This window comes from Traorella sp. mt218 (assembly GCF_055420025.1).
Map to the genome: position 1 here is coordinate 67,131 of NZ_JBVAYM010000001.1, position 22,971 is coordinate 90,101.

The following is a 22,971-nucleotide window of genomic DNA, read 5'->3' on the forward strand; positions in this document are numbered from 1 at the left end:
TATGGGAGTGTATATGAAGGTAAAGGTTAAAGATACAGTATTGGAATGTTTTGCTGATGGGAGCTTGAGCATTGAAAATGAGCATGTTCAATGGATCAGCAGAGAAAGAGGAAAGATTGTTTTTGGTGAACATCAAATTGTTTATTTTGATGAGATGAAGGTACAAGAAGTTTCCTATAAAAGCGGTGTAGGAGAAGGGATCCGTCACTTGTATGAGTGGCAAGAGATTCGTTTTGAAACGCTGGCTTGGATCGAATATGCTACGGGAAATGTTTATTTTGAAGTGATTCCGGTTCACTTTGAAGATGATTTTGAGGCACTTTACTGGCCGGGTCATTTTGAATTTGAGCGCTGTTCAAGGGAATGGATCACATTATTGCCGCATATGCAGGGACTTATGATTCCTAATGATTATGAAAATGAATGTACGCGATTGAATTTTGACGGTCAGTTCTGCAGCAATGGTGCTTATATGCCGTGGATGGCACAGATCAAGGATGGGCATGGTTATATCATGATCTCATGTACGCCATGGGATATGGGATATCAGGTCGATCATCCTGCAAATGGACCTTATACCCATGTTTCTATGCGTCATCTGTCTTCTCTTGGAAAGCTGGCTTATCGCAGGGTCATGCGGATGGTGCTTCAGGAGGATGCCACGGTGACTTCGATCTGTAAGCTTTATCGTCAATATGCCTTAGAAAAAGGAAATCTGGTAACATTACATGAGAAAGCTGCACGCTGCCGTAATGTAGATAAGCTGATTGGCAGTGCGATCCTGCATAAGGGAATCAAAACGCATCTTTCAAAGGACTGTGAATTTTATGATCATGAGCATCCTGAAAAAAATGACCATGTGGTTTCATTTGATGCAAGGGCTGAAGAAATTGAATGTTTTCATGAGCAAGGCATTAAAAAGCTGTATCTTCATTTAGACGGATGGGGAGAACCGGGTTATGATAATGCTCATCCGGATTATCTTCCTGCCTGTCAAGAAGCAGGCGGCTGGGAAGGCATGAAGAAGCTTTCGGATACATTGATGAAGTATGATTATATGTTTGGTCTGCATGACCAATACCGTGATTATTATAAGCGTGCTGCCAGCTTTGATGAAGATTCTGCCCTCATGCAGAAGGATGGTCATATCTTTGAACAATGCCGCTGGGCAGGGGGTGCCCAGTCGTATCTGTGTGCTTCCTTGGCTCCTTATTATGTGAAGCGTAATTTTGAAGAGGTATTAGGCCATGGTATTCATTTAGAAGCCAGTTATCTGGATGTCTTTACTTGTAATGAACCGGATGAATGTTACAATGAGCGTCATAGGATGTCACGAAAGGAATGTTTGGAATATCGTGAAGCCTGTTTTCAATATCTCTGGTCAAAAAATATCTTGCCGAGCAGTGAAGAGGTGAATGACTGGGCCGTACGTTCACAGGTATTTGCCCATTACGGTCCTTATGATTTTATGCTGAGAATGCCGGATGCTGCGCGTTTAGGTATTCCGGTTCCTTTATGGAATCTTGTCTATCATGACTGTGTGATCTTGCCTTGGCCGATGGATCATACCGGTAAGGAAGATTATATGCTGTATGCTTTATTGAACGGCGGGGCTGCCTATGTTGATAAGGATGGGGCTTATCCAAATGTGGATGGAGCCTTTGATTACCATAAAAAAGAATTGGATGAAGAAATCCGGCGGTATCGCATCGTTGCTTCTTTACAGGAAAAAGTGGCAAAATGTGAAATGGTAGAATTTGGCTTTATCGATCAGGATTATAAAAAGCAATATTCTGTCTTTTCAGATGGGACACGGGTAGAAATCAATTTGAATGATAATACGTATCATATACGGTAAACATGGATCATAAGGTCCATGTTTTTATTAAAAAAGATAGAAAAATCGTGGCTCTTGTGACATAATAATAGCATGAAAAAGGTAATTAAAAATTTTGCGGTCGATATAAGGCTTCTCATCTGTCTTTTATATTTGGAGATCTTATTTCAGATACATATTTTTCATGAGCTTTCATTTGATCTGATCTATCCTTTTCTTTTCGGATGTTCATGGATCATGTTTTTGTTGCTGATCATCCATCTGTTAGGTGGAAAATGTGGTAAGATACTTTCAGCTTTTTTTCTTTTGCTGATGATTTTGATCTTTTTGATACAAATGATCTATTATGATAAATTTAAAGTATTTACAAGCATTTTTTCTGTATTTCATGGTACTGGACAGGTCTTGGGATTTGGCAGTGAAATCACGGATTCTATTTTAAAGAATCTGTCGCTGATTGTTCTTTGCCTGCTTCCTTTATTCGTTTATAGTATCGTGCTTGTGAAATGTGAGCTGAAAAGAATTCATTTTAAGGAAGGCTGTATCCGTGCATTAAGTGCTTTAGGTTTCTATCTGGCAGGATTTTTATGCCTTTTGATTCCACATGCCGGTATGGAAACGACCTTGGATATTTATCTCGATAATCGTCCCAGCGTCATGGTGATGAAGCGTTTTGGGGTGATGACCTCCTTTCGTCTGCAGATAAGGGACATGATCATTCGCTTTGATGGCGGAATAGATAAAAAAACGGTGAAGGCGTATAACAGCCATACTTATGATGAGGATGAATTGAATCAGATGGCGATTGATTTTTCATCATTGATTGCCAATGAAGCTGATCCGGCCATCAAAGACATGCATCAGTATTTTGCCAATCAGCCGGCGACGGCGAAAAATGAATATACAGGTATGTTTAAAGATTATAATCTGATCATGATCACGGCAGAGGCATTTAGTGATTATGCCATTGATGAAAAGCTGACACCGACCCTGTATAAAATGAAAACAGAGGGCTTTGATTTTAAAAATTTTTATAATCCATTATTTGAAGTTTCTACCAGCGATGGCGAATATGTCAATGTGATGGGACTTTATCCAAAACCGGGTGTTTGGAGCTTTTCAAGGTCTTATGGACATGAGCTGCCATTTGTCTTGGCGAGACAATATCAAAAAATGGGTATAGAAACCTTTGCTTATCACAATCATTATTATGATTACTATGACCGTGACCAGACACATACGTATATATGGAAGAATTACAAAGGGCTTGGAAATGGTCTGGATGTGAAGGATACATGGCCGGAAAGTGATTTGGAGATGATTCAGAAGACAAGTGATGAGTATATGCAGCTGGATCGTTTTCATACTTATTTTATGAGCGTGAGCGGGCATATGAATTATACGTGGATCGGTAATACGATGTCTTCCAAGAATTATGATGCAGTGGCTGATTTAAATATGAGCGAGCTTTCAAAGGGTTATCTGGCTGCTCAGATCGAGCTTGACAAGGCGATGGAACAGCTTTTGAAAGATTTAGAAAGATATGATCATCTTGATGATACCCTGATCGTGATTGCAGCGGATCATTATCCGTATGGATTGGAAAAAGAAAATATTGAAGAGCTTTCAGGCAGAAAGATCGAAGATGATTTTGATCTGTATAAGAGTGCCTTGATCATTTATGCGCCTTCGATGGAAAAGACGATCGGGGTGGATACGATCTGCAGCAGTATTGATATCCTGCCGACTGTATCCAATCTTCTGGGTCTTGAATATGATTCCAGGCTTTTGATGGGAACGGATGTTTTCAGTAATCAAATGCCGTTGGTTGTATTGGCTGATGGCAGTTTCATGAATGGTGAAGTAAAATATGATGCGCAAAAGGGAAGTGCCGTGTTTTTGGATAAGCGAATCAGTGAAGCAAGGTTAAAGTCATTATATGAAAAAGCAGCGAAAAAGCTTGAGATGTCGGCTTTGATTCTGGATAAGGATTATTATCGCAGCTTACATTTGAAATAAATGTTTCCGGTCTTTTTTCTATCGGGGAAGGTTAAATTATGCTATTATAAATAAAGGTGATGAAATGCAAAGCTTATATGATTTTAATTATGAACAGATCCAGCAGTATGCCTTGGATCAGGGTTGGAAGAAGTTTCGGGGTCATCAGATCTTTCAATGGCTGTATCGCAAAAGGGTGCAAAGCATTGATGAGATGAGTGATCTAAGTAAGGATTGCCGCGATTTTCTGAAAGAAAGATTTATCGTCAATCCCTGTAAGGTTGTGAATAAGCAAGTATCCAGTGATGGTACGATCAAATATTTATTTGAATTGACAGACGGAGCATTGGTAGAAAGTGTATTGATGGTCTATGATTATGGGAAAAGCGTCTGTGTTTCTTCACAGGTGGGCTGTAACATGGGCTGTGATTTTTGTGCGAGCGGTCTTTTGAAAAAAAGAAGAGATCTGACAAGCGGAGAGATGGTGGCTCAGGTATTGAGCGTTCAGAAGGATCTGGATGCAGCCGAGGATCGTGTTTCACATGTCGTCGTGATGGGAACGGGGGAACCGTTTGATAATTATGAGCATGTGATGAATTTCGCAAAAACGATCAATCATGATCTGGGATTGGGCATAGGAGGAAGGCATATCACGATTTCAACCTGTGGGATCGTGCCTAAGATATTGGCCTTCGCCCAGGCAAAAATGCAGTATAATCTGGCGATTTCCTTGCATGCTCCCAATAATGCCTTACGCAGCAGGCTGATGCCGATCAATAAGGCCTATCCCTTGGAGAAACTGATGAAGGCCTTGAAGGTATATACTGATTTGAATAATCGGCGTTTGACGTTTGAATATATTCTTTTGAAGGGAATCAATGATCAGCCGGTCCATGCCGATCAGTTGGCGGATCTGATTCGCGGCATCAATGCTTATGTGAACCTGATTCCTTATAATGAGGTCGATGAGCATGGTTATCGAAGTGTGGATCGGAAAAGTGCCATGGTCTTTTATGACCGTTTGATGAAAAGAGGAATTCGTTCAACGATCCGTAAGGAGCATGGCGGTGATATCGATGCGGCTTGCGGACAGCTGAGGGCCAAAGAAGAGAAAAAGAGAATGGGGTGATGGTATGAAGGTAGCAGGATTGAGTGATAAAGGTCTTGTACGTTCAAATAATGAAGATTGTATCGGATATAAAATGAAGGAGAATGGTATGCTTTTGGCGATCGTTTGTGACGGTATCGGCGGCAGCAATGCCGGAGATGTTGCCAGTAAGTGTGCCGTCGAAACATTTTTAAATGATTTTGATCATGCGCCTTCTTTGCAGACACCTAAAGAAGCAAGCGACTGGATCAAGAATGAGATCGATCACTGCAATGATGTGATCTATCAGATGGCAAGCTCCAATAAAAATTTATATGGCATGGGAACGACGCTGGCAGGTGTGCTGATGAATGATAAGATGACCCTGATCATGAATGTCGGAGATTCACGTGTCTATGGTCTGTTCGACCGCATGGTATGTCTGACACAGGATCACAATCTGTTTCAGGAACTGCTTCATGCCGGACAGCTGACAAGTGAAGAAATCAAACGTCAGCCGTCGAAACACGTGCTTACAAATGCCTTGGGTGTTTATGATAAGGCGAAGGTCGATATCGGACTTGCCAACAATGATTATGACTGTTTGCTTTTATGCAGTGATGGGCTTCATGGTTATGTTGATGAGCACATCATAAAAAACGTGTTGATTCAGCAAAAAAGCGCAGAGGAGAAAGCTTCTTTGCTCGTACAGGCGGCCTTGATTGCCGGAGGTTATGATAATACGAGCGTGATCGTGATCGACAAGGAGGTGGGAAGCAATGACTGAAAACCTGCTTGCGGGTCGTTATAAAATTGTGAAGTCTTTGGGAGAAGGCGGAATGGCAGATGTTTATCTGGCCATTGATACGATCATCAACCGTGAGGTGGCCATCAAGATTCTTCGCGGTGAGTTAGGAAATGATCCGGTAACTTTGCTGCGTTTCCAGCGTGAAGCCAATGCGGCAAGCAAGCTGAACCATCCGAATGTTGTTCAGGTTTATGATGTGGGAACAAGTGAAGACCGTCATTTTATCGTCATGGAATATATTCGCGGCAAAACGTTGAAACAGCTGATCCAGTTAAGAGGTGCTTTGCACAAGGAAGAAGCGATCAGCATCATGAAGCAGCTTTTGAGTGCTGTGGCAGAAGCTCATCGCCATAATATCATTCATCGGGATATCAAGCCTCAGAATGTTCTTGTGAAGGATGATGGAACGGTCAAGATCACGGATTTTGGGATTGCTCTGGCACATAATGCCGTTCAGCTGACCCAAAGTGATTCAGTTTTGGGAAGTGCCCATTATCTGGCACCTGAAACGACGCGTGGTGAAGCTGCGACCAACCAGTGTGATATCTATTCGCTGGGGATCGTTTTCTATGAACTCCTTTCAGGCAGCGTGCCGTTTACCGGAGATAATCCCGTACAGATCGCCATGAAGCATTTAAGCGAGGAAATACCGAGCATTCGCGAATTTAATCCGTCATTGCCTCAATCAATTGAAAATATCATTATCAAAGCAACCGCTAAAAATAAAGCATATCGCTATCAAAACGTAGAGGAAATGCTGCATGATGTCGAAACCTGTCTGGATGAGGATCATCTTCATGATGAAAAAATCGTCTTTCAGCCGCCAAAGGATAAGGCTACGACAACGGTCGTCATCGACCGCTTTGATAAAAATGTCATCAAGGATGAAGAAGAACCAAAGAAAGATCATAAATGGCTGATCGGTTCGCTGATCGTGTTCATCGTCATTGCCGTAAGTGTGATGATCATGTATTTTAGCGGTGTCTTTGATTACTTGACAAAGCCGAAAACGGAAATCATTCCGGATGTTTCAAATAAAACAGTGGAAGAAGCCACACAGATGCTGACAGAGTTGGGCTTTGTCGTCAATGAGGATATCACTTATGAAAATTCATCGGACTATGCCGAAGATATGATCATCCGTACTAGTCCTGCTATCAGCAGTGAGCAGGAAATCGGTACAGAGATCAAGCTTACTGTGTCGAAAGGACCGGCATTCATCATTGAAAATTATGTCGGAAAAAATATCAATGATATTCAGCCGTATCTTGAAGGAATGAATATCGAAGTAATCGTCAGCAAGGTAAATTCAGATCAGCCGACCAATACGATTTTGTCACAGGATCTGGAAGCTGGAACAGCCATTGATCCTGATGATAAGAAATATCGTATTCGCTTTACTGTGGCAGGTGAAAAAGAATTTGTCATGATGAATCTGATTGGACAGCCGATCGAAGAAGCTCAGAAAACCTTGACAGATCTTGGTGCTGTCGTTGAGCTGGAAGTAATTTCCACGGAAGGCATGAGCGAAGAAGAATTGCTTGAAATCGAAAGGGGCGTGGTGATTACGCAGAGTCAGGAACAGGGAACTTATTATATACAAAGTGAAGGAAAAGTAATTATACTGTCATATTATGAATAAAGGAACGATCATAAAAAATATATCAAATCAATATGAGGTGCTTTTTGACAATGGCGAGATCCATCCCTGTGTCGCCATGGGAAAGGTACGTCTTGATAAGAAGCCGTTAGTAGGCGATCATGTCATGGTAGAAGCCTTTGAATCGCAATACGGTATCCAAAAGATACTTGATAGAAAAAACTATCTGGCACGCCCGGCAATTGCCAACGTCGATCAGGCATTGATCGTTATGTCCAGCTTTGAGCCTGATTTTTCGACAACGCTTGTCGACCGGCTGATCTTTCTGATCTCACTTGCCGATATCGAACCGGTGTTATGTGTTACGAAGATGGATCTTGTCAAGGATGAGGATAAAATTTATTCGTATATCGAAGATTATCGTAAAAGCGGTTATCGTGTTTATACGACAGGCAAAGATTTTGATGAAACAGAGATCATCGAATGTTTTGAAAACAAGATTACCGTATTAACAGGACAAAGCGGGGCCGGTAAAAGCTCGCTGCTGAATCGTATCAATCCTGAATTTCAGCTTCAGACACAAAAAACCAGCAAGGCATTGGGACGTGGCAAGCATACGACCCGTCATTGTGAATTATATGCGATAGGCAGCGGCTGGGTCGCTGATACGCCGGGATTCTCTTCGCTTGATTTTTCACGAGTGGATCTTTTAGAACTGAAAGATAAGATCTTAGATTTTCAAATTGACGAAGAGTGTCGTTTTAGAAACTGCGTACATCTCGATGAACCGGATTGTGCCGTAAAAAAAGCTGTTCAGGAGGGAAGAATTTCTTCTATCCGTTATCAAAACTATAAAGATGTAGCTATGCTGATCAAGCAAGGAAAAAGGAGTTACTGATGAGAAAAATAGAAATTGCTCCGAGTGTACTTTCACTGGACTATTCGATCTTTGAAAAACAATGTGCAGATTTAAATCAAAGCTCAGCCCATTATCTTCATTTTGATGTCATGGACGGACATTTTGTACCGAATCTTACTTTTGGCCCGGATATTTTAAAAGGTTTCCGAAAAGCCTGTCCAAATATGATCTTGGATGTTCATTTAATGGTCGATGATCCTGATATGTTCATTGAAGCTTTTGTGAATGCCGGGGCTGATCTGATTACTTTTCATTACGAAGCTTGTGCAAGTCATGAGGAAATTAAGAAAATATTGGCAAAGATCCATTCATATGGCATCAAAGCAGGACTTGTCATCAAACCTAAAACTGATGTGAGCGTCCTCTTTGATTTTCTTGATCAATGCGATCTTATTCTTGTCATGTCCGTCGAACCGGGCTTTGGCGGTCAAAAATTTATGGAAAGCTCATTGGATAAGGTCAAGGCCTTGCGTAAAAGAATCGATGAGTCCTCTTTATCCTGTCTGATCGAAATTGATGGCGGCATCAATGATATCACAGCTTCTTTCGCAATAGAAGCCGGAGCTGATGTCTTAGTTGCCGGCAGCTATGTATTTAAAGGAGATATCCAACAGCAAATAAACCATCTTTATAAAACACGGTAAGTCTTTTCTGGAGAAGGATATGTTGAATAATGTAGGATTTGATTTATGGGCAGATGATTATGATAAGAGTGTCGGATTATCTGATGAAGAGGGTGTCTATCCGTTTGCAGGATACAGAGATGTATTAAATAAGATATATGCCGGTGTATTATCTCACTTTGGAAAAGTTGTGTTGGATATTGGTTTTGGGACCGGAACACTTACATCCAAACTTTATGAGAATGGATGTGAGATCTATGGACAAGATTTTTCAGATAGAATGATAGAACTCGCTTATGAAAAAATGCCTAAGGCTCATTTATTTCAAGGAGATTTTTCAGTGGGATTGGCAGATGAACTGACACAAAATAAATATGATTCAATAATTGCAACCTACTCATTGCATCACCTTACGGATGTACAAAAAATTGATCTTCTTCATCTGTTATTGAGTTTATTGAAAGATGATGGATGTATCTATATTGGAGATGTTGCTTTTACAACGCGTAAGGATATGGAAGATTGTAAGATACAGATGGGGAATAAGTGGGATGATGATGAGATATACTTTATTTTTGATGAAGTGAAAATTACTTTCCCCCAGATAGAATTTGAACAGCTTTCTTATTGTGCAGGAGTTTTTTACCTGAAAAACCAGTGATATCGCTCTTACAGAATCATCTTATGTGGATATATAAGATAAAAAAATCATGAATATAAAAGAAAAGAAGTATTCACAGCTAAATACTTCTTTTAATTTAAACCTGTTTGGATAATTCTGTTTTAACGATCGGTATCGAATTTATTTCTTATACGTATCCAATAATTCAATGACCTTTTTTTCATCGGGGTCGATATAAATCGTCTTATAGCTGTTCATCAGCGCCTGCCCGATGGCTTTTCCTTTCGCTTTTTTCAAGTTTTTGATCTTTGTATAAGCGACAGGAACGCTGCTGGAATCCTTGCCCTGTGAGTAATAGCTGGCAAGCAGGGCACAGGTGCGGATGATCTCTTCTGACAGATCGTCACATTGTACGATGACATGAGCGCCATGGTAATCAAGCGTATGGAACCACCAGTCTTCTTTTTTCGCAAAGTGAAAGGTCAGATAATCATTTTGCAGGTTGTTTTTTCCAATATAGATGTTGCTTCCTTTAAAATTTAATGTAATAAAGTGAGGAAGAGCATTCTTTTTGGTCTTGCGGACATTTTTCTGAACACGAAGATAACCGTTTTTTTCTAATTCACTGCGTATTTCTTTGGCATCATCAAACGATGCGTATTCAAGCTGCGATTGAAGCAGGGTAAAATATTCGATTTCTTTTTCGCAAAGATCGATCTGCTTGGCTACTTCTACTTGTGCGGTCTTGCTTTTTTTGTATTTTTGATAATATTTTTTGGCGTTGTATTTGATATCATATTTCACATCTAATGGAATATGGATCATTTGTCCGGTTTCAAAATCTTCCAGATCAACGGCTTCCATTTTCTGCGGATACTGGTAAGCATAGGCATAAAGAAGATCACCGTATATGCGATAATGTTCACAGTCGTTAGCAGAAGCCAGAGTATCTTGGAGCTTTTTCAACTTTGATTCATTCTTATGCAATTCTTTTTTTACTACCTTATAAAGATCACCGCTTTGTTCACGGATCCTTTCTTTTTCCTGTGCGTGGTAATAGACGACATCGAATCCACGCATCAAAGGATAAACGCTGTACGAAGAATGAAGATGTTTTAATTCAATACAATGAAATTGATTTTCTTTTTCATAGACATAGAGTGACTGACTTTGTTCCAATTCATTCATGATTTCCCGAAAGGATTCATGATTGTGGATCCGGTACATAAATTCTCTGGAAAGCAGCGGTGAAAAACCGTGAAACTGTTTCGAGAGCGATTCTTCACTGTCAAAATCTTCTTCTACAAAAGGATCTTTTTTATTAAACTGTGCAGGCAGTGTGAATTCCATGCCCGGAAAGATCGGCCGAATGTTGTTTTCAAAAGGGGGAATCCGCTTAAGGGCGTCAATGATCCTATTGTTTTCGACCAATACAAGATTGGCATATTTGCCCATTAATTCAACATACAGGTGATAGGTATGCTGATCGCTGAGATCGTCATAAGCAACGATTTCAAAATCCAGGATACGGTCTAATCCAAGCTGTTTGATCGATACGATCATGCCTCCGTCAATATATTTTCTTAAGATCATGCCGAAATTGCCGGCAACTGCCGGACTTTGATAATTTTCATTGGTCAGATTGATGCGATTGTACTGTGAATGTGTTGAGATCATCAGTTTATAGTTTTTCGCATGGCTTCTGATATAAAAGAGCATTTCATGTTCACTGACTTGTGAACATTTATTGATCTTCATAGGTGTCATCTCTGACAAGCTTTTCTGCAGCTTATGCAGCAATAATCCATCGAGTGCCATAATACCTCCATTTCCATGATATTATATCACAAAAGGGCAAAACATAATTGACTTTCCGCTTGATTGTTACTATAATTGAACCATATTAGTGGGGGTATTATGAAAAAAGGATTACTTATTATTGTCAGCGGACCGAGCGGTGTTGGAAAAGGTACGGTAAGAGAATACTATATGAAAGATCCTTCATTGAATCTGACCTATTCTATTTCTATGACCACCCGTGCTCCTCGTGAAGGTGAAAGGGATGGTATCGATTATATTTTTATTTCACGTGAAGAGTTTGAACAAAAGATCAAAGAAGGGGAATTTCTGGAGTGGGCTGAGTTTGTCGGCAATTACTATGGAACCAGCATCAAACAGGTAGAAAAGCTGCGTGAGGAAGGCAAGAACGTGGTTCTTGAAATAGAGGTTCAGGGAGCTACAATCGTTAAGGAGAAATGTCCGGATGCGATCAGTATTTTTATAATTCCGCCATCTATGGAAGAACTTGAAAAGCGTATCCGTGGACGCAGAAGCGAGCCTGAGGAAATTATCCAGCAGCGACTGGCAAAGGCGAGTCAGGAATTAAAGCTGGTAGGAAATTACAAATATGTCGTCTGCAATGATGATCCGGAGCTGGCAGCAGAAGTGATCGGCCTTATAATCAAAAGAAATCAGAATTAGCAGGGGAAGTCCTGCTTTTTTATATGGAGGAGCTTATGATGAGAGAATGTTCAAGAGAGATCTTACAAGAATATCAGATACGAAAAACAAGAAGACAGAAAGATGCGTTTATTGATTATTTAAGTCAAAGGGTCAAAGAGCTTGGTTTTGAGATGATCGTTGAAGAGGGCGGTTATTTTAAAAGCCGTAATCTTGTGGCAGGAGATGTCGATAAGGCAAAGGTGATCCTGGGGGCTCATTATGATACCTGTGCCCAGTTGCCGTTTCCTAATTTTTTGACACCTAAAAATATACCGGTATATTTATTGTTTAATCTTATTTTGCTGGCCGTTATATTTCTTTTAGAGTTTGTTTTGTCGTTCATCTTATATTCACTGACTCATGATGCTTTGATCGTTTCTTTGGGAAGCCTGATCTTATGTATTGCTTTGATCTATATGATGTTTGCCGGTAAACCCAATAAGCATACTGTCAATGATAATACTTCCGGGGTGATTACCCTTTTGGAAATCATGGGTGAGTTAGATGAAAAGATGCGGGAACAGGTTGCTTTTGTCTTTTTTGATCATGAAGAAATCGGGTTGTTTGGGTCGATGGCATTTGTGAAAAAGCATAAAAAAACACTTGAAGATAAATTATTGATTAATTTTGACTGTGTTTCGGATGGTGATCATCTCATGTTCATCTTAAATAAGAAAGCACAAGCGTACGCCTCTTTCTTTCAAGAAGCCTTTAAGTGTGAAAATAAAGAAATCATCGTGACGAAGGCCTCTAATACCTTGTATCCTTCGGATCAGCTTAATTTTAAGTGTTCTGCAGGAGTGGCGGCCTTTCATAAAAATAAATATATTGGTTATTATATCTCTCGTATTCATACGCCTAAAGATCTTGTGATGGATGAAAAAAATATTGAGATCTTAAAGAATGGGACGATGAAACTGATGACAAAGCTCTCAGATATGGTACAATGAAAGAAACGGAGGTAGATGATGAGAACGTGTGAAAACTGTAAGAAGGTTTTTGATGATGATATGAATTATTGTCCTTATTGCGGAACGAAATATCATGATTATCACGAAGACTTAAAAAATGTGATGGATGAGCTTTTTGATGAAGAAACAAATGTTTCTAAAGAAAAGCAGGATGATGTCGAAAGGACACAGGTCATAAATGTTGGAAAAGAAGAAAAGACGGTTGTTTCAAGGGTTGAGAAACAGAAAAAGCTAAAGGAAGAAAAAGAGAACAACATGTTGAATAAGATTTTGCTCGTGCTGATTGCTTTGCTTGTTGTGGTATTTCTTGGCGGCAGCTATTTTATCGTTAAGACATATTTTTTCAAGAATAATAATGATACGGTAGTGAATGAAAAGCTGCCTGAAAATGAGCAGCCACAGGAAAATGATGAGCCGTCTGCACCACTGCCGGATGAGGATGATGTCCCGCAAAAGGATGATCAAGTGCAGGATACGTCGGATACACCTGTAAATGTGATCGATGAATCGATGGAGGGTGAAAATGTGACGATAACGGCGATCCGGGCTTCAAATGAAGACGGACAGATTCGTTTAGATATCACTTGTGATTCTAAAACGACAGGTGAAATCTATTTAAGTGATGGCGCATCTTTGAATATCGGTCCTATTCAATTGAGAGAGGGCAGCAATTCCTTCTATTTTACGTTAAACGTAAGAGAAAATGCACAATATACGCTTTCTTTCCAGTATGAGGGCGGACAGGACCAAATGGTCGTAACCTATGATATGATCATGGGAGCACTTACGGAGTAAAGAAATGGCAGATAAGATCCTGATTGTAGATGATGAGTCGGCAATTGGAGAACTGGTTGAGGTTTATCTGAAAAATGACGGCTATGAGGTCGAGCGTGCAGAAAATGCTCATGATGCCTTAAAGTGTATCGAAGATGATAAGATCACATTGGCGATCTTGGATGTCATGCTGCCGGATATGGAAGGTTTTGAGCTATGTAAGAAGATCCGTGAAAAGCATCTTTTTCCGATTATCATGCTGACGGCTAAAGTTGAAGACCGTGATAAGATCTACGGTTTGACGATGGGGGCTGATGATTATGTTACCAAGCCTTTCAATCCGTTGGAGTTAGTTGCCAGGGTGAAGACTCAATTAAGACGTTATACAAGATATAACGGTTCTTCTTTAGAAAAAAACGAGGAAATCAGCATCCGCGGATTATTGATTTCTAAGAAGAGCCATAAGTGTGTGCTCAATGGTGAAGAGCTGCTGCTGACACCGCTTGAATTTGATATTTTATGGTATCTTTGCGAGCATCAGGGAAAAGTAGTGCCTTCAGAGGAACTATTTGAAAAGGTATGGGGTGAAAAGTATTTTGAAAGCGGCAATACGATCATGACACATATTGCCAGATTACGAGAAAAGATGCATGAAATTCCCCGTAAGCCAAAGTATGTAAAGACAGTCTGGGGGGTGGGTTATACCATTGAGGCTGATTAGGAAAATGAGAAACAATAAAATACTTTAATGTATATGATTTAATAAACTTAAATTGGAGGGATATTGATGAGATTAGGAACTACTTATATATGTGTTGAAGATATGGAAAAATCTTTAAATTTTTATAAACTACTTTTACAAAAAGAACCTTTATATTGTAATGATGACAGATGGGTAGCATTTGATTGTGGAAATCAGTTAGCACTTTACAATAAGAAATATGATGAGAAACTTATAAAGGAGTCGAATGATATTCATTTTAATCAAGCTTATATTGATGATTTCTTTAAAGAAGGTAAGTATAAAAAGAATAATATTGTAATCTTCAATTTTGAAGTAGAAGATTTGAAAAGTGAGTATCAAAGAATAAAGTCATTAGGAATTGGAAAAGTTTCAGAAATAATGTATGTGAACGTACATATGCCTTATTACTACTTTAATGTTATTGATCCTGATGGTAATATTTTGGAAATAACAGGCAATTATTAGATAATAATTTTATTGCTTAACTAGATATAAAAATATTGAACTCGATATGATTCCATGACCTTAAAATGACCTTATTTCGTAGAAAAAAACAGAAATAGTGTGAAAATAGAGTAATAGAGAGAATAAGGAATAAATATTAATTTAGAAAGATTAGTGTAAAAGTATGAATTTATGGAATAAGAATATTCAAAATCATAAGGCCAAGCATCGCTCACGCCTTTCAAGGTAATTGCTTTCACAATATGTCGTTACCATGCTGGCATTTTCAATAGGGGTCATCGTCTTCTTGGTCGCAGCGTGGCGATATTGTTCTCGCTTTACATGGTATGAAAGCGATCCGTTGTATCAATTGCTTTCTTTTATAAAAGATTATATTCTTCTTTTTGGCGGAGGCCTCATTTTAGCCGGATGGCTTTGGATCACATATCGCTTTATTTCCAAGCCTCTTTCTTATTTAGATGAGATCGTGAAAGCAAGTGAAAAACTTGCCCGGCCGGATGCTGAGGAAATCGTTTTACCGGCAGAGCTGAAAAATATTCAGGATGAGTTGAATCTGGTCAGAGAAACTGCCTTGAAAAATGATCTTTTGGCCAAGGAAGCAGAAAAACGGAAAAATGATTTGATCGTATATCTTGCACATGATCTGAAAACACCCTTAACAAGTGTGATCGGTTATTTGACGCTTCTGCATGATGAGCCTGATCTTTCTGTCGCAACGAGAGCGAGATTTACGCAAATCGCTTTAGATAAGGCGCTGCGATTAGAGGAATTGATCAATGAGTTTTTTGATATCACCCGATTCAGTTTATCATCCCTTGTATTGGAAACACGTCGTATCAACATAAGTTATATGCTTGAACAGATTACCAGTGAATTTGATCCCTTGCTTTTAGAGAAAGGACTAAGCTGGCAGAAGGATATCGAAGAAAATGTTGAGATTCTCTGTGATCCTGATAAAATGGAGCGAGTATTTGATAATCTGATCCGTAATGCCATTTATTATAGTTATGAAAAAAGTGTCATTGCCATCCAATTGATAAAAAAGGAAGAAAATGTGGAAATACGCTTTGAAAATGCTGCCAAGACGATTCCTCAGGATAAGCTGGAGCGTATCTTTGAACAGTTTTTTCGTTTGGATGCTGCCCGTTCAACCTCAAATGGCAATGCCGGATTAGGACTGGCAATCGCCAAAGAGATCGTTGAGCTGCATCATGGTCGCATACAGGCGGAGAGCAAGGATGAGAAAATCTGTTTTACCGTCATACTTCCGTTGTAAGTATTTTGAAAGAATTTCTATAGAAGTTATCCATAAATGAAAGATGCTGTTTTGATATTATTTAAATATCGAAACAGTATTTTTATTTGGAGGTGTCTATGGAAGGCAAACAGATAAAAAGATATGGAGGCTTAGATATTTTCCGTCTTGCTGCGGCAATGATGGTCATCATGATCCATACGTCACCGCTCAGTACCTACGATACTGCGGCAGATTTCTTTTTAACAAGGGTGCTGGCAAGAACAGCAGTACCATTCTTTTTCATGGTGAGCGGTCATTTTGTATGTGCATCTGCACTTTTAAAGGAGAATAAAAAAGGACTGATCAGCTTCTTAAAGAAAAATATGCTGATATATGGCTTCATTTCTTTATGTTATCTGCCAATCGCACTGGTTGCCGGGCTTTGGGATGGAAGCATATGGGAGCTTATACGAATGTTGTTTTTTGAAGGTGTCTTCTATCATCTCTGGTATTTTCCTGCCTGTATAGTCGGTTGTGTGGTCATAGCTTTTCTTTTTAAAAAGATCAACCGGAAAGGGTTGTTCATCATTTGTATCTTATTGTATTTATTGGGACTTTTTGGTGATAGTTATTATGGCGTAAGTGTCCATATACCAATTGTGGCTGATTTTTATGAGAGATATTTTCAATTCTTTTCTTATACCCGAATGTTCATGGCACCTGTTTTTCTTTTTATGGGCATATGTCTTTCTCAAAGAAAAGAATCAAAGAAAAGGCTCTATCCTGTGATTCTGTGGCTTTTTGTCATGTCGATAGAAGCCTTCATCCTGCGTCATTTTCATTTGCAGCGTCATGACAGCATGTATCTCTTTTTATTGCCGCTGATGGTTTATCTATTTGATTACTTAAAAGGACTTTCTATTCCATCCATGAAAAAAATACGTACAATAGCTACGCTTATTTATCTGATCCATCCGGCAGTCATCCTGCTGCTTCGGGGATTTGCGAAAATGATCCATCAGGTTGATCTGCTGGTTGGAAATTCATTGATCTTTTCTTTATCAGTCATCTTGTTCTCGTTTCTCTTGTCCTGCTTATTTGTCTATTCATTTTCATGGTTTAAAAAATTTGCCAGATTACATCAGTCTTTTAAATAAAGTTTAAGGAAATATTAAAAAGGCACTTTTCAAGTGCCGAAATTATGACAATTTATTACTCAAGATATTTTTCACATTCACGGATCACACCATCTTCATGATTGGTATATTCAGAAATGATCTTGGCTTTTTTCAAAGCACGTTTTGTACCGTTTTTCATTGTGATGCCGATACCTGCATTTAAAAGGAGAGGTTCATCATTTCCTGAATCACCGAAGGCGATTACTTCATTTAAACTAAAACCGTTTTTATTTGCGATCACTTCTACGGCATGTTTCTTAGAAACGCTTTTATGGGTAATTTCCAATGAAACGCTGTTGACGGGGTAATAGCTAAAGGTATCGGGATATCTTTCTTCCAGCATTCCGATCCATCTTTTCTGTCTTGAAGGTGTTCCGATCACACATATCTTAACGATTCCTTCCTGAATCAGCTTGGATAAATCTTTTTCAAAGATGGTTTCATCAAGTAAATGAGCGGCATAGGTTAGCTGCCGGACACCTTTTTTGTTTAACTGGTGACAGCCTTGCTGGATGATTTTCATAAAATGTTTGCCCATAGAAAGATGGTAGGTACCATTGATCTTGATATACTGTATCAGGTGGCACTTTTTAGCCAAGATGACACATTCACGTGCGATCTCACAAGGGATCGTGCTGAAGTGAAAGGCTGTTTGATTGGCAACATCGACGATTTCAAAGCCATTGCCGCATACGGCATAGCCATGATATTCATCCAGCTTCAGCTCTTTCGCAAAGCGTTCGACCTCGCGATAATAACGGCCGCTTGCTAAAGTGAGCAGATAGCCCTGCTGCTGATAGGCGATCATTTTTTCAAGGGTGTTTTGAGAAATGATTTTATGATCATTTAATAAGGTGCCATCTAAATCACATACGATCATTTTAATTCTATTTGACATTTTTTCTCCTGCCTTTTTTAATCTTTACGGGTTGCATCGTTTCAATTTCCTCATCTTCTTTGCGCTCACAGATGCGGTCTTTTTCTTCGATGACGATCGGTTTTTTACGGATCGAATCCGGATGAGGTGTACTCTGGTGTGACAACAGCGGCTTACCGTTTTCATCAATTAAAGGTGTACAGCTGCAGCCGCTTCCTTCCTGATGAAGCAGATACTGAACATGGGTAAGGGTATCGACAAGTACCTTATCGACGGCATGCATATCATTCTGGTAGATTTCGGTAATAATAAAGCGCTGTTTCTTTTTCATGACGTACCTCTTTTTTTGATTTTACGCTTATATTATACTGAATTTATGGTATGATGTATATGGTGAATTTCATGAATCTTGTTTATTGTTATATTGAGAATAATACAAGTGCTTTGGACCAGACCTATATATATCAGTTTAAAAATGAACCGGTAGAAATAGGAAAAAGAGTACTTGTTAATTTTAATCATCGTGAATGTGTGGCCTTTGTCGATGGTATCGAATGGAATGTTTCAAGAGCTTTTCCTTATGAAATAAAGCCTGTTTTAAATGTACTTGATGAAAAGCCGATCTTAAATAAGGAAATGATCGATCTGGCAAAATGGATCAGTCGGACAAGCATTTCTACGGTAATCAGTGCTTTGCAGGCCATGGTTCCGCCGGCATTGAAGCCTAAAAGCAATGACAGCAGGATCAAGATGGAAAAATGGGTCCGTCCGCTGGCAAATCATACTAAAACTGCAAAACAAAGGATGCTTTATGAATTGTTGGCAGAAAAAAAAGAGATGAAACGCAGTGAATGGCTGAAGCAGTCACTTTCCAGAAAGCTGGAGGAACTAGGCTGTGTTGAGATATTTGAAAAAGAAAGCCGGACAAGTGAAAAGATAATTGAAAAGAAACCATGCAGCTTTGTCTTAAATGAGGAACAAAAACATGCCGTAGAGCGTATCCTGCATTCTCCAAAAGATGTGATTGCTTTAAAGGGAGTGACAGGGAGCGGCAAGACGGAGGTCTATCTCCATGCCGCTGAAGAAGTGCTGAAGCAGGGAAGAGAGGTCTTGATCCTCGTTCCGGAGATCTCTTTGACACCGATGATGGTGAAAAGGGTCCAAGAACGTTTCGGTAATGATGTGGCCATCTACCATAGCGGTTTAAGCGCTCAACAGAAATATGAGCAGTATCAGAGCGTGCGAAGCCAAGATAAGCGCATCGTTGTCGGTACCCGCAGTGCTGTTTTCATGCCTTTTTCCAATCTCGGACTGATCATTTTGGATGAGGAGCATGATCTTAGCTATAAGCAGGATCAAAACTGTCGCTATCATGCCCGTGATGTAGCTTTGCATCGTGCACAGACGCATCATGCAAGAGTGGTATTGGCCAGTGCGACACCTTCTTTAGATACGATGGCACGGGCTTTGAAGGGAGTTTATGAGCTTGTGGAAATCAAGCATCGCGTCAATCAAAGCTTACCGGAGATAAAGCTTATCGACATGAATGAAGTGATCCGCCAAAAACAATCTTACATCCTCAGTGATGAAATGATACAGGAAATGAGAAAAGCATTGGATCGTCATCATCAGATCATCCTGCTTTTGAACCGCCGGGGCTATCAGCCAATATTGCGCTGCAGTCAATGTGGCAAGGTGTTGATGTGTCCTCATTGTGATAAGCCGTTAGTGCTTCACAAAGAAAAAAACACCTTGAACTGTCATCTGTGCGGGACGGTATTGAAGCGTATCTATGCATGTCCGCAGTGTCAAGGCAAGCTTAGCGGCAGCGGCTTTGGAACACAGATGCTGGAGGAAAAGGTTGCCCGGCTTTTTCCAAATGCCCGTTTGATACGGATGGATGCGGATACGACGACACGTAAAGACGCCCATGAAAAATTATTAAAGGCTTTTGAAGATCATGAGGCGGATATTCTTTTAGGTACACAGATGATATCCAAAGGCCTCGATTTTGAAAATGTAACCTTAGTGGGAATCCTTCAAGGAGATGCGATGCTGGCACGCAGTGATTACCGCAGTGCTGAGCTGACATTTGATTTATTGACACAGGCCGGCGGCCGAAGTGGCAGAGGGCATACCGATGGCAAAGTATTGATTCAGGTGTATGATAAGAAGCATTATGCGATCCAGTGTGCCTTAAAACAGGATTATGATTCTTTTTTCAGACATGAGATGCAGTATCGTCATTTAGCGGGATATCCGCCTTATACATATTTATGTGCCTTGACTTTTATCAGTAAAAATGAAGAAATGGCCTTGGATGAGGCCAATCATGTCATGATGCTTTTAAAAGAAAAAGATTTTAAGGTCTTAGGTGTCAGTGAGCTTTTAAAGATCCAGGATGAAAAACGTTATCGTATCTGTGTCAAAAGTAAATCATTAGAGCTTCTTCAGAAGGAAATCTATGATGTTTATCAGCATCATCGCACTTCAAAAAGCAGGGTCAAGCTGCATATTGACATGAATCCTTTAACTTTGGATGATTAGGAGGACTATGAACGCAAGAGAAAAAGCTTTTGATCTGTTATGTGAGATCATTTTGAAAAAAAAGTATTCGAATCTGGCCTTACGACATGGAATGAATGATTATTCAGGTTTGGATCGTTCTTTGATCGTATCAATTGTTTATGGAACGATGCAGAATTATCTTTATGTACGTTATTTATGGGAGCATTTTGTTTCAAAGAAGCTTCCTGATGATATGGCTGTTTTAATGGATATGAGCATCTATCAGCTTGTCTTTTTAGATAAGCTTCCGGATTATGCCGTTGTCAGTGAAGCGGTAGATATCGCTTCTAAAAAATATAACGGAAGATACAAAAGGCTCATCAATGCCCTTTTAAGACGCTTTTTAAGAGAAGAGCGCAGAAGCGTCGACGGATCCTCTTTAGAAAAGCTTTCGATCATGACCTCACATCCGTTATGGCTGGTTAAGATGTGGGAGCATCAGTATGGACTTGAGATTGCCCGGAAAATTTGTGAGAATGATCAGAAGGTGCCTTTACAGGCCTGCCGTGTCAATACGCTAATCACGGATAGAAAAACATTGATGAAGGACAATGGGCATTTCACATCAGGCAGATTAAGTCCGGATGGGCTGATCTATGACGGGGAAGCACTTGCCCAGACAAAGGAATATGAAGAAGGAAAGATCACGATTCAAGATGAAGCCAGTCAGTGCGTTGCCTATTATTTAAATCCTGAGCCCCATGAAAGAATCCTGGATGTATGTGCGGCCCCCGGAACAAAAAGCACACATATAGCACAGCTGATGCATGATGAGGGAGAAATCATTGCCTGTGACATCCATAAGCACCGTGTTGAACTGATTGAAAATTCTTTAAAAAGACTGCATATCAGCTGTGTGCATCCGATGGTCAGTGACGGTACGAAAGCCCAGGAGGTTTTTGACCATGAATCTTTTGATCGCATATTATTGGATGCGCCTTGCAGCGGATATGGGGTCTTAAAACGGAAAAATGATATCAAGGTACATATGCAAAGCAGTGATATGGATGAAATCATACCGCTCCAGCAAACACTTTTAGAAAGTGTCAGTCCTCTTTTGAAAAAAGGCGGAAGACTGGTATATAGTACCTGTACATTGAATAAAAAGGAAAATGAGAAACAAATTGAAAGCTTCTTAAAGAAGCATGACGATTTCAGCTGTGAAAAAATGCAGACGATCTTTCCATATGAATATGAAAGTGATGGTTTTTTCATGGCGGCTCTTGTGAAAAAATAAGTTTCTTTTATCCATAAAAGCGTTATAATAATAACCATGAAAAAGGCTTTTCAATGAAGCTTTTTATCATGATGAGATTATTTTTTGCGATGTTTCCATATTGGTAATGTATTGTGTAAAGCTGTTTTTTGGTATGGATGTGTGAGCATATATATTTAGATACCAATCATATTTAGGAGGGAATATCATGGAAGTCATTCGTTCACTGCAAAATGCACGTGTTAAAAGCTGGTGCAAGCTTCATGATAAAAAATATCGTGATAAGGAACATTGCTTTCTGATCGAAAATGAACATCTGATCATGGAAGCGAAAGACAGCGGACTTTTAGAAGCTTTGATCTTATTGGAAAATGAATCTGATCATTTAAATTTTGAAGGACCTCTTTTTTATGTGAGCGAAGAGGTGATGAAAAAGCTAAAGATGAGCCAGTCCCTTCCTAAATGGATGGGTGTTTGCAGGATTTCGAAAACAGATCGTCCGTTAGGCAATAAGATCATCTTATGTGATGATGTTCAGGATCCGGGAAATCTGGGGACGATGATTCGCAGCGCCTATGCTTTCGGCTTTGATTCTTTTATCGTGTCACAGGCAAGTGCCGATCTTTATAATGATAAGACGGTGCGTTCCACACAGGGAGCACTCTTTCATATGAATGTATGTCGTGGTGATATAATGGATGTGGTTGCTTCTTTAAGAAGTGACGGATATAAGATCTATGCGACCGCACTGAAGAATGCGAAAGGTTTAAGTGAATTTAAAAATGAAGAGAAAATGGTTTTGATCTTCGGTAATGAAGGACGAGGTGTACGAGAAGAGCTGTTAGCGATGGCAGATGCGTGTATCTATATTGAAATGAATCGCTTTGAAAGCCTGAATGTGGCAATGGCGGCAACGATTTGCTGTTACTGGTTCCGCAGCTGAG

The 22,971-nt window shown here is 39.7% G+C and carries 21 protein-coding genes; 18 read left to right on the forward strand and 3 right to left on the reverse strand.

Features of this window, described 5'->3' with window-relative positions:
- Nucleotides 1-13: 13 nt before the first annotated feature.
- The 8 genes from ACZYT3_RS00415 (at nucleotide 14) to ACZYT3_RS00450 (ending at nucleotide 9,533) form a co-directional block, all read left to right on the forward strand.
- Entirely contained in the window at nucleotides 14-1,858 is a 1,845-nt protein-coding gene (locus ACZYT3_RS00415; RefSeq protein WP_464087283.1) for a DUF5696 domain-containing protein, read from the forward strand.
- A gap of 72 nt (nucleotides 1,859-1,930) precedes the next feature.
- Nucleotides 1,931-3,856: an LTA synthase family protein gene (locus ACZYT3_RS00420; RefSeq protein ID WP_464087284.1), complete on the forward strand. Its 1,926-nt coding sequence runs from the start codon at nucleotides 1,931-1,933 to the stop codon at nucleotides 3,854-3,856.
- A gap of 64 nt (nucleotides 3,857-3,920) precedes the next feature.
- A complete protein-coding gene (gene rlmN / locus ACZYT3_RS00425; RefSeq protein WP_464087285.1) occupies nucleotides 3,921-4,964 on the forward strand; it encodes a dual-specificity RNA methyltransferase RlmN in 1,044 nt (347 codons plus the stop codon).
- Between the two features lie 4 nt (nucleotides 4,965-4,968).
- Nucleotides 4,969-5,709: a Stp1/IreP family PP2C-type Ser/Thr phosphatase gene (locus ACZYT3_RS00430; RefSeq protein ID WP_464087286.1), complete on the forward strand. Its 741-nt coding sequence runs from the start codon at nucleotides 4,969-4,971 to the stop codon at nucleotides 5,707-5,709.
- Entirely contained in the window at nucleotides 5,702-7,372 is a 1,671-nt protein-coding gene (gene pknB, locus ACZYT3_RS00435; RefSeq protein ID WP_294562803.1) for a Stk1 family PASTA domain-containing Ser/Thr kinase, read from the forward strand. Before ACZYT3_RS00430 ends, pknB begins: the two co-directional genes overlap by 8 nt.
- Nucleotides 7,365-8,228, forward strand: coding sequence for a ribosome small subunit-dependent GTPase A (gene rsgA / locus ACZYT3_RS00440; RefSeq protein ID WP_464087287.1), 864 nt, complete (start codon nucleotides 7,365-7,367; stop codon nucleotides 8,226-8,228). Before pknB ends, rsgA begins: the two co-directional genes overlap by 8 nt.
- Nucleotides 8,228-8,893 (forward strand): ribulose-phosphate 3-epimerase, encoded by a 666-nt coding sequence (rpe, locus tag ACZYT3_RS00445; RefSeq protein ID WP_464087288.1) that lies wholly within the window; start codon nucleotides 8,228-8,230, stop codon nucleotides 8,891-8,893. The genes rsgA and rpe overlap by 1 nt, the downstream gene beginning before the upstream one ends.
- A gap of 19 nt (nucleotides 8,894-8,912) precedes the next feature.
- On the forward strand, nucleotides 8,913-9,533 hold the full coding sequence (locus ACZYT3_RS00450) for a class I SAM-dependent methyltransferase (protein WP_464087289.1): 621 nt from the start codon (nucleotides 8,913-8,915) through the stop codon (nucleotides 9,531-9,533).
- A 141-nt stretch (nucleotides 9,534-9,674) separates the two neighbouring features.
- Here the strand turns inward: ACZYT3_RS00450 and ACZYT3_RS00455 are convergent, their stop codons facing one another.
- Nucleotides 9,675-11,312: an Rqc2 family fibronectin-binding protein gene (locus ACZYT3_RS00455; protein ID WP_294562807.1), complete on the reverse strand. Its 1,638-nt coding sequence runs from the start codon at nucleotides 11,310-11,312 to the stop codon at nucleotides 9,675-9,677.
- Between the two features lie 99 nt (nucleotides 11,313-11,411).
- On the opposite strand from ACZYT3_RS00455, the gene gmk reads away from it, so the two are divergent.
- From gmk to ACZYT3_RS00490, 7 genes are all read left to right on the forward strand, one after another.
- The gene (gene gmk / locus ACZYT3_RS00460; protein WP_464087290.1) at nucleotides 11,412-11,975 is read left to right on the forward strand and encodes a guanylate kinase; all 564 of its coding nucleotides are present in this window, start codon (nucleotides 11,412-11,414) and stop codon (nucleotides 11,973-11,975) included.
- A gap of 35 nt (nucleotides 11,976-12,010) precedes the next feature.
- Complete coding sequence (locus tag ACZYT3_RS00465; protein WP_464087291.1) at nucleotides 12,011-12,946, forward strand: M28 family peptidase; 936 nt, start codon at nucleotides 12,011-12,013, stop codon at nucleotides 12,944-12,946.
- 18 nt (nucleotides 12,947-12,964) lie between these two features.
- Nucleotides 12,965-13,762, forward strand: coding sequence for a hypothetical protein (locus tag ACZYT3_RS00470; protein ID WP_464087292.1), 798 nt, complete (start codon nucleotides 12,965-12,967; stop codon nucleotides 13,760-13,762).
- A 4-nt stretch (nucleotides 13,763-13,766) separates the two neighbouring features.
- Entirely contained in the window at nucleotides 13,767-14,462 is a 696-nt protein-coding gene (gene vanR / locus ACZYT3_RS00475; protein ID WP_464087293.1) for a VanR-ABDEGLN family response regulator transcription factor, read from the forward strand.
- A 66-nt stretch (nucleotides 14,463-14,528) separates the two neighbouring features.
- A complete protein-coding gene (locus tag ACZYT3_RS00480; protein ID WP_464087294.1) occupies nucleotides 14,529-14,951 on the forward strand; it encodes a VOC family protein in 423 nt (140 codons plus the stop codon).
- Nucleotides 14,952-15,204: 253 nt separating this feature from the next.
- The gene (gene vanS, locus ACZYT3_RS00485) at nucleotides 15,205-16,227 is read left to right on the forward strand and encodes a vancomycin resistance histidine kinase VanS (RefSeq protein ID WP_464087295.1); all 1,023 of its coding nucleotides are present in this window, start codon (nucleotides 15,205-15,207) and stop codon (nucleotides 16,225-16,227) included.
- 98 nt (nucleotides 16,228-16,325) lie between these two features.
- A complete protein-coding gene (locus ACZYT3_RS00490) occupies nucleotides 16,326-17,345 on the forward strand; it encodes an acyltransferase (RefSeq protein ID WP_464087296.1) in 1,020 nt (339 codons plus the stop codon).
- A gap of 55 nt (nucleotides 17,346-17,400) precedes the next feature.
- Here the strand turns inward: ACZYT3_RS00490 and ACZYT3_RS00495 are convergent, their stop codons facing one another.
- Entirely contained in the window at nucleotides 17,401-18,264 is an 864-nt protein-coding gene (locus ACZYT3_RS00495) for a Cof-type HAD-IIB family hydrolase (RefSeq protein WP_464087297.1), read from the reverse strand.
- Nucleotides 18,254-18,574, reverse strand: a complete 321-nt coding sequence (locus ACZYT3_RS00500; protein ID WP_464087298.1) for a DUF6440 family protein — start codon at nucleotides 18,572-18,574, stop codon at nucleotides 18,254-18,256. Before ACZYT3_RS00500 ends, ACZYT3_RS00495 begins: the two co-directional genes overlap by 11 nt.
- 71 nt (nucleotides 18,575-18,645) lie before the next feature.
- Here ACZYT3_RS00500 and priA point away from each other — a divergent pair, with 71 nt between their 5' ends.
- From priA to ACZYT3_RS00515, 3 genes are all read left to right on the forward strand, one after another.
- Nucleotides 18,646-20,790: a replication restart helicase PriA gene (gene priA, locus ACZYT3_RS00505; RefSeq protein WP_464087299.1), complete on the forward strand. Its 2,145-nt coding sequence runs from the start codon at nucleotides 18,646-18,648 to the stop codon at nucleotides 20,788-20,790.
- Between the two features lie 7 nt (nucleotides 20,791-20,797).
- On the forward strand, nucleotides 20,798-22,048 hold the full coding sequence (gene rsmB, locus ACZYT3_RS00510; RefSeq protein WP_464087300.1) for a 16S rRNA (cytosine(967)-C(5))-methyltransferase RsmB: 1,251 nt from the start codon (nucleotides 20,798-20,800) through the stop codon (nucleotides 22,046-22,048).
- Between the two features lie 187 nt (nucleotides 22,049-22,235).
- Nucleotides 22,236-22,970 carry a TrmH family RNA methyltransferase gene (locus tag ACZYT3_RS00515; protein WP_464087301.1) on the forward strand — a complete coding sequence of 245 codons (735 nt, stop codon included), beginning with the start codon at nucleotides 22,236-22,238 and terminating at the stop codon, nucleotides 22,968-22,970.
- Nucleotide 22,971: the final 1 nt, after the last annotated feature.

Coding starts and splice junctions, on each gene's coding strand:
- ACZYT3_RS00470 (WP_464087292.1), top strand. CDS start 12,965: ATGAGAACGTGTGAAAACTGTAAGAAGGTTTTTGATGATGATATGAAT.
- rsmB (WP_464087300.1), top strand. CDS start 20,798: ATGAACGCAAGAGAAAAAGCTTTTGATCTGTTATGTGAGATCATTTTG.
- pknB (WP_294562803.1), top strand. CDS start 5,702: ATGACTGAAAACCTGCTTGCGGGTCGTTATAAAATTGTGAAGTCTTTG.
- vanS (WP_464087295.1), top strand. CDS start 15,205: ATGCTGGCATTTTCAATAGGGGTCATCGTCTTCTTGGTCGCAGCGTGG.
- ACZYT3_RS00480 (WP_464087294.1), top strand. CDS start 14,529: ATGAGATTAGGAACTACTTATATATGTGTTGAAGATATGGAAAAATCT.
- ACZYT3_RS00450 (WP_464087289.1), top strand. CDS start 8,913: ATGTTGAATAATGTAGGATTTGATTTATGGGCAGATGATTATGATAAG.
- ACZYT3_RS00420 (WP_464087284.1), top strand. CDS start 1,931: ATGAAAAAGGTAATTAAAAATTTTGCGGTCGATATAAGGCTTCTCATC.
- ACZYT3_RS00500 (WP_464087298.1), bottom strand. CDS start 18,574: ATGAAAAAGAAACAGCGCTTTATTATTACCGAAATCTACCAGAATGAT.
- priA (WP_464087299.1), top strand. CDS start 18,646: ATGAATCTTGTTTATTGTTATATTGAGAATAATACAAGTGCTTTGGAC.
- ACZYT3_RS00465 (WP_464087291.1), top strand. CDS start 12,011: ATGATGAGAGAATGTTCAAGAGAGATCTTACAAGAATATCAGATACGA.
- vanR (WP_464087293.1), top strand. CDS start 13,767: ATGGCAGATAAGATCCTGATTGTAGATGATGAGTCGGCAATTGGAGAA.
- ACZYT3_RS00455 (WP_294562807.1), bottom strand. CDS start 11,312: ATGGCACTCGATGGATTATTGCTGCATAAGCTGCAGAAAAGCTTGTCA.
- rlmN (WP_464087285.1), top strand. CDS start 3,921: ATGCAAAGCTTATATGATTTTAATTATGAACAGATCCAGCAGTATGCC.
- ACZYT3_RS00415 (WP_464087283.1), top strand. CDS start 14: ATGAAGGTAAAGGTTAAAGATACAGTATTGGAATGTTTTGCTGATGGG.
- ACZYT3_RS00430 (WP_464087286.1), top strand. CDS start 4,969: ATGAAGGTAGCAGGATTGAGTGATAAAGGTCTTGTACGTTCAAATAAT.
- ACZYT3_RS00515 (WP_464087301.1), top strand. CDS start 22,236: ATGGAAGTCATTCGTTCACTGCAAAATGCACGTGTTAAAAGCTGGTGC.
- ACZYT3_RS00495 (WP_464087297.1), bottom strand. CDS start 18,264: ATGTCAAATAGAATTAAAATGATCGTATGTGATTTAGATGGCACCTTA.
- rpe (WP_464087288.1), top strand. CDS start 8,228: ATGAGAAAAATAGAAATTGCTCCGAGTGTACTTTCACTGGACTATTCG.
- gmk (WP_464087290.1), top strand. CDS start 11,412: ATGAAAAAAGGATTACTTATTATTGTCAGCGGACCGAGCGGTGTTGGA.
- rsgA (WP_464087287.1), top strand. CDS start 7,365: ATGAATAAAGGAACGATCATAAAAAATATATCAAATCAATATGAGGTG.
- ACZYT3_RS00490 (WP_464087296.1), top strand. CDS start 16,326: ATGGAAGGCAAACAGATAAAAAGATATGGAGGCTTAGATATTTTCCGT.